Origin of the sequence: Streptomyces afghaniensis (assembly GCF_044327915.1) — a bacterium.
Classification (GTDB): domain Bacteria; phylum Actinomycetota; class Actinomycetes; order Streptomycetales; family Streptomycetaceae; genus Streptomyces; species Streptomyces afghaniensis.
In genome coordinates, this window is sequence record NZ_JBIRGJ010000003.1 from 274,229 (window position 1) to 285,340 (window position 11,112).

The 11,112-nt window shown below is 70.5% G+C and carries 10 protein-coding genes; 9 read left to right on the plus strand and 1 reads right to left on the minus strand.

Annotated elements, in window-relative coordinates:
- Nucleotides 1–132 precede the first annotated feature (132 nt).
- The 6 genes from ACH4G3_RS11810 to ACH4G3_RS11835 all read left to right on the plus strand — a co-directional run bounded on the left by ACH4G3_RS11810 (nt 133) and on the right by ACH4G3_RS11835 (nt 5,953).
- The gene (locus tag ACH4G3_RS11810; protein WP_397624300.1) at nt 133–1,191 is read left to right on the plus strand and encodes a hypothetical protein; all 1,059 of its coding nucleotides are present in this window, start codon (nt 133–135) and stop codon (nt 1,189–1,191) included.
- A 149-nt stretch (nt 1,192–1,340) separates the two neighbouring features.
- On the plus strand, nt 1,341–1,676 hold the full coding sequence (locus ACH4G3_RS11815; protein ID WP_397624301.1) for an ArsR/SmtB family transcription factor: 336 nt from the start codon (nt 1,341–1,343) through the stop codon (nt 1,674–1,676).
- Nucleotides 1,673–1,954, plus strand: coding sequence for a hypothetical protein (locus tag ACH4G3_RS11820; protein WP_397624302.1), 282 nt, complete (start codon nt 1,673–1,675; stop codon nt 1,952–1,954). Before ACH4G3_RS11815 ends, ACH4G3_RS11820 begins: the two co-directional genes overlap by 4 nt.
- Before the next feature lie 99 nt (nt 1,955–2,053).
- On the plus strand, nt 2,054–2,557 hold the full coding sequence (locus ACH4G3_RS11825; protein ID WP_397624303.1) for a hypothetical protein: 504 nt from the start codon (nt 2,054–2,056) through the stop codon (nt 2,555–2,557).
- A 239-nt stretch (nt 2,558–2,796) separates the two neighbouring features.
- Nucleotides 2,797–3,837, plus strand: coding sequence for a 2,3-diaminopropionate biosynthesis protein SbnB (sbnB, locus tag ACH4G3_RS11830; RefSeq protein WP_397624304.1), 1,041 nt, complete (start codon nt 2,797–2,799; stop codon nt 3,835–3,837).
- Between the two features lie 232 nt (nt 3,838–4,069).
- Nucleotides 4,070–5,953 carry an AfsR/SARP family transcriptional regulator gene (locus ACH4G3_RS11835; protein ID WP_397624305.1) on the plus strand — a complete coding sequence of 628 codons (1,884 nt, stop codon included), beginning with the start codon at nt 4,070–4,072 and terminating at the stop codon, nt 5,951–5,953.
- A gap of 55 nt (nt 5,954–6,008) precedes the next feature.
- On the opposite strand, the gene ACH4G3_RS11840 is transcribed toward ACH4G3_RS11835, so the two are convergent.
- Nucleotides 6,009–6,686, minus strand: a complete 678-nt coding sequence (locus ACH4G3_RS11840) for a DUF4097 family beta strand repeat-containing protein (protein WP_397624306.1) — start codon at nt 6,684–6,686, stop codon at nt 6,009–6,011.
- A gap of 472 nt (nt 6,687–7,158) precedes the next feature.
- Here ACH4G3_RS11840 and sbnA point away from each other — a divergent pair, with 472 nt between their 5' ends.
- The 3 genes from sbnA to ACH4G3_RS11855 all read left to right on the plus strand — a co-directional run bounded on the left by sbnA (nt 7,159) and on the right by ACH4G3_RS11855 (nt 11,056).
- Complete coding sequence (gene sbnA / locus ACH4G3_RS11845) at nt 7,159–8,160, plus strand: 2,3-diaminopropionate biosynthesis protein SbnA (RefSeq protein WP_397624307.1); 1,002 nt, start codon at nt 7,159–7,161, stop codon at nt 8,158–8,160.
- 202 nt (nt 8,161–8,362) lie between these two features.
- Nucleotides 8,363–10,612, plus strand: coding sequence for an MMPL family transporter (locus ACH4G3_RS11850; protein WP_397624308.1), 2,250 nt, complete (start codon nt 8,363–8,365; stop codon nt 10,610–10,612).
- A 228-nt stretch (nt 10,613–10,840) separates the two neighbouring features.
- A complete protein-coding gene (locus ACH4G3_RS11855; protein ID WP_020277676.1) occupies nt 10,841–11,056 on the plus strand; it encodes an MbtH family protein in 216 nt (71 codons plus the stop codon).
- The last annotated feature ends 56 nt before the right edge of the window (nt 11,057–11,112 follow it).

Sequence of the window (11,112 nt, forward strand, 5' to 3'; positions counted from 1 at the left end):
GCCACCGGGACTGGCAGGAATGAGTCATCGCCCGCTCGCGGGTCCCAAGTCGTCACTGTGTGTGACATAGGAGGAACATAGAGGCGGCCCGAATACTGGGCGGGCTGGCATTCACCGCTTTGATGGGATGACATGAACCCGAAAAGACGCAACGTCACGTTACTGGCCGCGACGTTCCTCGTCGCCTCCGCAGTGACTGGCATCGCACCGTCCGCCCAGGCCGCACCTCAGGCCGCCGCCCAGGCCTGCGCGTACAAGGCGACCCACCTGCCGGTGCCGGCGGGCATCAAGGCCGGGTCCGTGACGGCGACGGCCGGACCCGGGGTGTACGCGGGGGAGGTCGAGTTCCCCGAGGAGGACTCGCTGAAGCATGCCGTCCTCTGGTCGGGCGGTAAGGTCACCGACCTGGGGCCCGCAGCCGGCGCCGATTTCGACCTCATGGTCAGCGACGTGAACACCAAGGGCACCGTCGTGGGGCAGGGCGCCCGGGTCACCGGTTCGACGGAGGGCTTCCCGAGCTGGTCCTGGTTCCCGGTCGTCTCGCGCGACGGCAAGCTGGAGAAGCTTCCGGTGCTCCCCAACACCCACGACGTGCACACCAGCGCGATCGCGGAGAACGGGGACATCTACGGCCACGGCTACGGCGCCGACCCGAACTACACCGAGGTCTACAAGTGGCCGGCCGACCAGCCGGGCACCGTGGTCAAGCTGCCCGGCCTCCCCCGCGGCAGCCAGGTCGAGGGCGTCGACAGCGACGGCACGGTGGCGATCACCGTCGTCGACAACCCCAAGGGCACCTGGCTGCCCTACCTGTGGAAGGACGGCGTCGCCAAGCGGCTGCCGATCCCGGCCGGAGCGGCGCACGCCCAGGTCACGGGGATCTCGAACGGCTACGTGATCGGCAAGGCCCTGACCTCCGACTTCGACCCGTCCGCCGTCCTGTGGAACAAGGACGGCAAGGCGACGGCCCTGCCGAAGGGTCAGAGCACCTCCGCCATCAACAGCCAGGGCCTGATCCTCGGCACCGACCAGAGGCTGGCCGCCGGCCTGTGGCAGCTGACCACCAGCGTGGGGGCCGCCCCGAGCGACGGCTCGCTCCACGCGCTCGCCGACGACGGGACGCTGGCGGGCGCGAAGGCCCGCGCAGGCAGCACCTTCCCGCGGTTCCCTGCCGTGTGGCGCTGCAGCTGATCCGCACCACCACCAGAAGGGCGTCCCGCCGGTCGGCGGGGCGCCCTTCGCCGTTCCATGGACGCAGCCCTTGCATGTGCTCACTCCACGAAGCAGTTGACACCTCTCTCTAGCACCTGCAAGTATTTGTTTGCAGATGGAGGAGGAGCATGGAGCTTTCCGAAGTGACGGGTGACCGGCTGGTGCAGATCCTGGCCACGCTCGCCAACCCGCACCGGATGCGCATCCTGGCCGCCCTGGCGGGTGGCGAGGACTACGTGAGCCGGCTGGCGCGCGAAATGGGGATCAGCCGTGCGCTGCTCCAGGTCCACCTGCGCAAGCTGGAAGCGGCAGGGCTGGTCTCCTCGAGACTCGTGCTGTCCGAGGACGGCAAGGCCATGAAGTACTACGACATCGAGCCGTTCTCGCTGCACCTCACGCCCGAGGCCCTCGCAGCGGCCGCGCTCTCACTCACCGCTGACCAAACTCAAGGAGACCGTAAATGAGCTCTGTGCAGCTGGCCGCTTACGACGACGGCATGATCTGGTCCTTCGGGTCCATGGGATTCATCCTCGTGTGCGCGGTTCTCGTGATCTGGCCGACGATCGCGGTGTGGCGTGCCAAGACCGTGATGTCCAGGGAGAGCGACTACAAGAGCATCGCGGAGAAGGCGGTGATGGCCCAGCAGGACATGGAGCGGGAACTGGTGGAGGTGCGCCTCCAGCTCAACGACATGAGCGACCGGGTCAAGAGCGTCGAGCGGGTCCTCAAGGACGTCGAGTGACCCGACGCCACCCGGTTATACGTCTCTAGGGGCTCATCCGCAGAGCCCCTCCCCCGCACCCCCGGCTGGAAGGACAACTCCGTGTTCAGGAACGCCGTAATGACCCAGACGCCGACGGCCTCCCTGGCGGTGGCCCCCGAACCGGCGGCCGGGCCGGCACCGCGCCAGGGCGGAGTCCGACCGCCGGGCGCCGGTGGTGACCTGGTGCTGGCGAACAGCGGCATCGTGGTCCGGCTGGTGCCCAACCCGGCGTTCGACGGCCGCCCCGCACTCGCCCTGCTGTCCGATGACGAACCGGTGGCGCTGACCCCGGCCCTGGCCGGTTCCGGCCGAGTGCTGGCCGGGGCGCTGCACGGCCGGCGCGGTGAGCGGCCGTGGTCACTGGCCTGGGGCCGGTTGCCCGCCGGGGAGTTCAGCGTCTGCGCGGAGTTCGTCGGCGAGACGCAGGGGGGCGCCCCGCGCACGATTCTGGCCACGCGGCTGGGCCCCGACTTCTGGCTCGCCGAGACGGTGGGGGACTATCGCGGGGTCACCGTCACGACCGCACAGAACCGGCTGCACAGCGCCCTGTGGCCGGTGCCCGCAACGCCTCACACGCTCTGAGACTGTCCAGAGATCACTTTGGCATCGTCCTGTCATTGCAGGAGGTTGACAGCCTGACGAGCTGACAGTTCCGCGTCAGGACGGCAGGATTCAGACCGACCGGGGGAATCCTGATGGTTCGCGAGCGAGCCTGATCATTTCTGAACGAACACTGAACGAACCTGACTTGTATCGGGATCGTCCCCCCGACATGACCTGTTTGTACCTCGCCTCCGGCGAGGTGGTGGGGGGAGTCCTGGATGTCCAAAGGCGTGACGACACCATCGTTCGCCGTCATCTCCGGCGCGCAGGTGCGGGACGCACTGCACGGCCAGGAGAAGAGGATCGTCGAACTGGTCGAGGAGACCTACCGGCTGCACGGAGCCGGACAGACCGTCAATCCTCCGTCCTACTTCCTGCGCTTTCAGGACCGCCCGACGGCCCGGATCATCGCTCTGCCCGCCTCCCTCGGCGGCCGGCAGCGGCTGGACGGCCTGAAGTGGATCTCCAGCTTTCCCGAGAACGTCGCGGGCGGGCTTCCCCGGGCCTCCGCGGTGCTCGTCCTCAACGACCACGACACCGGCTACCCCTTCGCCTGTCTGGAAAGCTCCATCGTCAGCGCCACCCGCACCGCCGCCTCCGCGGCCCTGGCGGCCGACGTCCTCACCCGTGACCGCCGGCGCCCCACGCGGGTCGGCTTCATCGGCACCGGACTGATCGCGCGGTACATCCACACCTACCTCACGGGCACCGACTGGTCCTTCGAGGAGACCGGGCTGTACGACCTGTCCGCGGAGTCCGCCGCGGGGTTCCGCTCCTACCTCGAGAACACCGGCGACGACAGCCGGGTCACCGTGCACGACAGCGCCGAGGACCTGATCCGTTCCTGCGACCTGGTGGTGTGCGCCACCGTCGCGGCGGCACCGCACATCACGGACCCGTCGTGGTTCGCCCACAACCCGCTGGTGCTGAACGTGTCGCTGCGCGACCTGTCGCCGGAGATCATCCTCTCCGCCACGAACGTCGTCGACGACGTCGAGCACTGTCTGAAGGCGGACACCTCACCGCACCTGGCCGAACAGCGCGTCGGGCACCGGGAGTTCCTGCACGCCACCCTCCCCGAGGTGCTGGCCGGCAAGGCCGGCCTGCCCACCGGCCGGCCCCTGGTGTTCTCCCCGTTCGGCCTCGGTGTCCTCGACCTCGCGGTCGGCGGCTTCGTCTACGAGGAGATGCAGCGACGTGGCGAACTGGCCGTCGTCGACAACTTCTTCCACGAACTGGACCGATACGGACACGGCTGATCCGGCCCACCCGATCGACTCTTCCCACCGGTGACGCACGGCCACAAGCCGTGACCCCGGTCGCGCCGCAGGTGCCCCCACCACCTGCCGCGCCGGCCCGAGAGCGTGCGGAACGACAGCCTTCCCCCACAAGCACGGTTCCCGCTCACTCGCCAGTACGCACCACAGCCACAGCATGCGGGCGTCCTCAGTGGGGACGCACCCCTCTTGCGCATGCACTGAGAGGGAGAACATGAGATTCCTGGTTCTGGGCTCGGTCGAAGCGTGGACGACGCCCCACCACAAGATCGCCCTCAGCGGGTCCAAGCTGAGAACCGCCTTCGCCGCGCTGGTCCTCGCGCGAGGCAGAGTAGTACCGGACTCCCGGCTCTCCGCCCTTCTGTGGGGCGAGGAACCCCCCACGACGTCGGCCGCCCAGATCCAGACCTACATGTCGCGGCTGCGCCAACTGCTCGGCGACCACGCCGAGGTGGTCCGCCAGCGCCCCGGTTACCTCCTGCGACTGCCGGAAGGTACCGGGCAGGAGGGCACGTGGGACACCGACGTGGCCGAGTTCGAGCACTTCGCCGCGCTCGGCCGTGACGCGCTGGCCGCGGGCGAGGCGGACCGCGCCGCGGACCTGCTGCGCCGGGCGCTGGCCGTCTGGCGCGGGCCGGTGCTCGGCGGCGTGACCGAGTTCCTGGCCGAGGCCGAGCGCGGCCGGCTGGAGGAGATGCGGCTGACCGTCCTGGAGCGACGCATCGACGCCGACTTCGCCCTCGGGCGCCACGCCGAACTCGTCTCCGAACTGATCGGCCTGGCCGCCGCCCACCCGCTCCGCGAGCAGCTGTGCGGCCAGCTCATGACCGCGCTGTACCGGTGCGGCAGGCAGGCCGACGCACTCACCGTGTACCAGGACTGCCGCAGGACCCTGGCCGACGAACTGGGCATCGACCCCACCCCGTCGCTCCAGGGGCTGTACCAGTCCATCCTGGTCGCCGCACCCGTACTGGCCACCCCGGGCGAGGTGGCCCCCCGGGCCGAGGAGCACAGACAGGCGCCCGCCGAACTGCCGCCCGCACTGTGGGACTTCACCGGCCGTGAGCAGGAGGCCATCCGGCTGCGCACCCAGCTGGCCACCCGGCCCCGCGCCGGGACACCGGCCGTCGGCGTGGTCACCGGCATGCCCGGCGTGGGCAAGACCTCGCTCGTGCTGCATGTCGCGCACCAGCTCGTCGACGACTACGCCGACGGCCAGCTCTGGGTGGACCTGCGCGGCAGCTCGTCGTCCCCGCTGGACCCCGCCGACGCGCTCGCCGGCCTGCTGAGGGCGCTGGGCGTCGACAGCCGGGACATCCCGCCCGGCCTGGCCGAGCGCACCCGGCTCTACCGCAGCACGCTGGCCGACCGGCGCTGTCTGATCATGCTGGACGACGCCGCGGGCGCCTGGCAGGTCCGGCCCCTGGTGCCCGCCGCGCCCGGCTGCGGCGTGCTGGTCACCGGCCGGTCCCGGCTGAGCGCCCTGGAAGGCGTACGTCCCCTCGTCCTCGGTACCTTCACCCGGGCCGAGGCGACCGCTCTGTTGTGCAGCACGGTCGGCGAGGAGCGGTTCGCCGCCGATCCGGAGTCGGCCGAGGAACTCGCGGAGGCGTGCGGGGGGCTTCCGTTGGCGGTGCGGATAGCCGGATCACGACTGGCCGCCAGGCCGCACTGGACGCCGCGCAGCCTGGCCGACCGGCTGACCGATCCGCGGCGCAGCCTGGACGAGCTGTGCCTCGCCGATCTGCGGGTGCGCGACACCCTGGAGGCCGGTTACAGCCGGCTGTCCGAGCCCGCCCGGCGCGCGCTGCGCATGCTGGCACGGCACGACGTCCCCGCCTTCAGCGCCCGCACGGCGTCACTGCTGCTCGAACTGCCGCTGGACGCGGCACAGGACGTGCTGGACCTCCTCGTCGACGACCACCTGCTGGAGCCCGTCGAGGGCGAGAACCGCGGCTACCGCATGCACCGGCTGGTCCGGGCCTTCGGTCTGGAGCGGGCGACATGGGGCGAGCCGGGCCGGGAACAACACACGGCGCTCGACCGGGCCGGCCGGCCACATCGGCGACTGGTCAGCGAGCGCGGCGAAGTGGCCTGAACCCGCTGTCCCTTCTCCCGCCGGGGAGAAGGGACAGCGGGTGCGCACGGACCCCTCAGGAGGCGACGGAGACCGAGCCGCCGCCGGACCTGGCGATCACCTTGTGCGACGAGGCGGGGTCCGTCTTGACGGTCACCTTCTCCTCCCCGCCCTCGGCGTCCGCGTCGACGGCGTACGACCCGGCGGGCAGCCGTACGCTGAGGTCACCGCCGTCGGTGCTCACATCGGCGCTGTCCGGCGCGGACGTGAACACGGCGTCGGCGTCACCGCCGCCGCTGGCGATCCTGACGGTGGTGGAGGCAAGTTGCTCCGCCCTCGCACTGCCGCCCTCGGTGGCGACGGTGAGCTTTCCGGCCAGGCCCTTGACCTCGGCGTCACCGCCCTCGGAGTTGAGGCTGACGGTCAGCTTCCGCGGCACCTCGATCCGGTACGAGACCTCACAGGGCGAGGAGTCCCCCGAACAGCCGCGGGTTTCGAGGGAGAGCGTGGAGCCGCTCACCGCGTGCCGGGTCTCCGGCTTGGAGCCCGAGTAGAGGAACTTCTCGGTGACCTGTACGGTCGTGCGGTCGCTCGCAACCAGTTCGATGAGGCCGCCGTTGCTCTTCACGCTCAGCGCCGAGACGGCTTCCTTCACCGTGTACGAGCTGCTCTCGGACGTCTCGTCGCCCGACGTGCAGCCGGCTGCGAACGCCATGAGCGTCAGTGCTGCTGCGGCGGAAGCCTTGGTCTTCACGGAGTGTTTCCTTTGCCTTGAGTGACACGGCGCACAGAGGCCCCAAGGCCCCAGTCGACAAGTCTGCTCAACCCGTGGAAGTGCTGTCAGGCGACTGTGTTGGCAGGAGCCTGCGGTGGCAGGTTGTTGCCGCCGCGGGCACACCGGTCACCCCCCTCCGGCCGGTTCCGGTGTGCCATGGTGATGCGTGCCCCGGCCGACCGCCCGGGGCCGCCGCGTTCGCCGTCCGAACGCGAGAGAACCCACACCCCCGGCCTCGGCCGCCGAGGTGTGCGCGGACCGACGGGGGGCCTGGGACATGGACGTTCGTGGTGGTCAGGCACCCGTGCGGCCCGGCGGGAAGCCGTTGCCATGGATGCGCGATAGGTGCGCCATAGAGGAGCCCTCCAGGCTGATCGCCGTCAGCCGGCGGCCCGCGGCATCTGCCCACGGACCCCGGAACAAAACGATCAAGCAGCGGAGGGCAGCCACTATGGGCCGTCCCGTGCTCAACGGAATTCTGGCGGCCATTGGGGAAACACCCTTGGTGGAGCTGGGAAAGATCTTCCCTGGGCTTGGTTCCAGGGTCTTCGCCAAGATGGAGAGGTTCAACCCGGGAGGAAGCGTCAAGGACCGGTCCGCCCTCGGGATGCTGCTGCGCAGAATCCAGGACGGCGAACTCGTCCCGGGGCGCTCGGTCGTCGTCGAGTCGAGCTCCGGCAACCTGGCCGTCGGGATCGCGCAGATCTGCCGCTACTACGGAATCGACTTCATCTGTGTCGTCGATGCCAAGACCACACAGCAGAACCTGGCGCTGCTGCGCGCCTACGGCGCCAGGCCCGAGGTGGTCCTGACACCGGACCCCGAGTCGGGCGAGTACCTGGCCGCGCGGCTGGCGCGGGTGCGCGAACTGGTGGCCACCGTGCCGGGCGCCTACTGGCCCAACCAGTACTCCAACCCGCACAACCCGCAGGCACATCGCAACACGATGAGGGAGATCGTCGAATCGCTGGACGGGAAGGTGGACTACCTGTTCGCCGCCGTCAGCACCTTCGGCACCCTGCGCGGATGCTCCGAGTACCTGCGCGAACAGGGGATGGACACCACCGTCGTGGCGGTCGACGCGGTGGGCAGCAGGATCTTCGGAAAGCAGGGAGCACCCCGGCTCATTCCCGGGCACGGAGCCTCTGTTCCGCCGGCACTCCTGGATCCTGACGCCGCCGACCACGTGGTGCATGTGTCCGACATCGACTGTGTCGTGGCCTGCCGTCGGCTGGTGCTCTCCGAGGCGGTCCTCGCCGGAGGCTCCTCCGGCGCGACCGTGGCGGCGCTGGAAAAGTTCGCCGACCGCATCACTCCCGACTCCAACTGCGTTCTGATCTTCCCGGACGGGGGCGACAGATACCTGGACACCATCTACTCGGACCGGTGGGTCAGTTCGTCCTTCGGGGAGATCTCCCATCTGTGGAAGCAGCAGAAGGACAGCGACGGCTGACCCCTGCCACCCGCCCCGTCCCGGTCAGCCGGCTCCCGCACAGCGCCCCGGCGGGCCCTCAGGCGTGTCGCGCACGCCCGCGCGGTACTTGAATGAATCGAACGAGAAGGGAGAGCCGCTCGTGCCCTCCAACGGTCCGCCGGCTGCCCCCACGCCCCCATCCCAGCCGGGAAGAGGTCAGCCGGAACCCCTGGTCGAGAGAGTGGCCGCGTGGTCGGCACGCCGCCGCAAGACCGCACTGTTCGGCTGGCTGCTCTTCGTCGTGCTCACCTTCGTGGTGGGCGCGGCCGTGGGCGGCAAGGGCCCGCAGAACCACGACCCGGGAGAGTCGGGCCGGGCCCAGGTCATGGTCGAGGAGGCGGGCGACGACACCCGGCCGCCCAGCGAGAACGTCCTCATCCAGGCTCGCGACGGCTCCCCGGGCTTCCGCGGCGACACCGCGCTGCAGCAGGCCGTCCAGGACGTCGGTACGGCGCTGCGCGGCATGACCGGCAAGGTGTCGGACGTGGTGGTCCCGACACCCGCCGAACCCGGCGGCCTGGTCTCCTCCGACGGCCGCTCCGTGCTCGTCACGTTCTCGCTCGCCGGACCCGGTCACGGCTGGGACAACGCGGCGGGCGTCGTCGAAGAGACCCAGCGGCGCATCGCGCAGGTCGCCGAGGACCACAAGGGACTGAAGATCGTCCAGGCCGGTGACGCCAGCGTCGACTTCGCCGTCGAGCAGGCCACCAGCGAGGACTTCGGCACCGCCGAACTGACCTCCATCCCCCTTACGCTGGTCATCCTCCTCGTGGTGTTCGGCGCGCTGATCGCGGCGGGCATCCCGCTGCTGCTCGCCGTCACGGCCGTCCTCGCCTCCATGGGGCTGCTGACCCTCGCGGCCAACTGGCTCCCGGTGAACGACACGGCCTCCTCCGTGGTGCTCCTCGTCGGCATGGCCGTAGGCGTCGACTACACCCTGTTCTATCTGCGCAGGGAGCGGGAGGAACGGCTGGCCGGACGCGACACGGAACAGGCCCTGCGGGTCACCGCGGCCACCTCCGGGCGGGCCGTCGTGATCTCCGGGCTCACCGTCGCCGTCTCCATGGCGGGCCTCTTCCTCACCGGCATCGACACCTTCACCGGCATGGCCGTCGGCACCATCGCCGTGGTGCTGCTCGCCGTCGTGGGCTCGCTGACCGCGCTGCCCGCCGTGCTGTCCATGCTCGGTCCGAAGGTGGACGGCCTGCGCCTGCCCTGGATCGGCCGACGCCGCGCCGAGGCCCGCGAATCCCGGGTCTGGACGGCCGTCGTGACCCAGGTCGTGCGCCGGCCGCTGGTGTGGGGCGGTGCGGCGGTCGCCGCGCTCGTACTGGCCGCGCTGCCGGCCGCCGGGATGCGGCTGGCCGACCCCGGGCTCCAGGAGCGGTTCCCGGACAGCGTGCCGGAGATCTCCCACCTGGTCGCCATCCAGGAGGCGTTCCCCGGCAAGCCGGCCCCTGCCCAGGTCGTGGTCACCGGCGACGCCGTGGGCACCGGCGCCTTCGACAAGGCGGTCACCGCCCTGCGCGAGCAGGTCGCCAAGAGCGACGGAGCGCTCGCCGAACCGGTCCGGACCGCGGAGATCGGCGACGGCGGGACCGTCGTCGTCACCGTCCCGCTGGCGGGTACCGGGAACGACGCCAAGTCACTGAAGGCGCTGGAGCTGCTGCGCGAGGAGGCACTGCCGCGCAGCCTCGGCGAGGTGGACGGACTGCGCTACGCGGTCACCGGCCAGACGGCCGGCCCGGCCGACATGGCGGCCGCCCTGGACAGCCGTACGCCGGTCGTCTTCGCCTTCGTGCTGGTCTTCGCGTTCCTGCTGCTCGTCTCCGCGTTCCGGTCACTGGCGATCCCGCTGGTGTCCATCGCGCTGAACGTGCTGTCCATCGGAGCCGCGTACGGAGTCGTCACGCTGGTCTTCCAGGACGGCCACCTCAGCGGCCTGCTGGGCTTCGAGTCGTACGGCGGGATCATCAGCTGGCTCCCGCTCTTCATGTTCGTGATCCTCTTCGGTCTGTCGATGGACTACCACGTCTTCATCCTCAGCCGGATCAGGGAACTGCGCATGGACGGCGCCGACACGAGTACCGCGGTGACGCGGGGCATCGGCGGCAGCGCCGGCGTCGTCACCAGCGCCGCCGTGGTCATGATCGCCGTGTTCTCGATCTTCGCCACGCTGTCCATGCTCGACTACAAGATGCTCGGCATCGGCATGGCGGTGGCCATCCTGGTGGACGCCACGCTGGTGCGCGGAGTGCTGCTGCCGGCGGCGCTGGCCCTGCTCGGGGACCGCAGCTGGACGCTGCCACGGGCGCTCGCCTGGATTCCCGCCGTGGCCGCCGAGAAGACCCCGCAGCCGCCCGCCGACCACGAGGAGGCGGCGCCGGACAGCGGTACGGAGGACCGGACGAAGGACGTCGAACGGGTCTGAGCCCCGGCCCCCGGAAATCACACGGCCCGGCCGCCCCCACCACGGGGCAGCCGGGCCGTGCTCTGTCGCCACCATGGCCAGATAGCTCCGGTAGAGCCGGAGTATGGGAGCGCTCGACAGGATGAACAGCACGATGCCCGCAGCCTGACGGACGTGATCCCGGGCCGCGGAGCCCGCTGCGGCCGACTGGCCGTCAGCACCACTCATCATCCGACGAGGAGACCTGTCATGGCCGACGAGCGTGCCGACGACCGCATCTACCACGTAGTCCTCAACGACGAGGAGCAGTACTCGATCTGGCCGGCGGACCGTGACATCCCGGCCGGCTGGCGGGCGGCGGGTACCACGGGAAGCCGCGAGGAGTGCCTCGCCCGCATCGGCGAGGTCTGGACGGACATGCGCCCGCTGAGCCTGCGCCGGCGCATGGAGCAGGCGAGCGCCTGACCCTCACCCTCACCGCCGTCGGCCTGCCGCCGGCGAGTCGGGCGCCACCGCGCCGC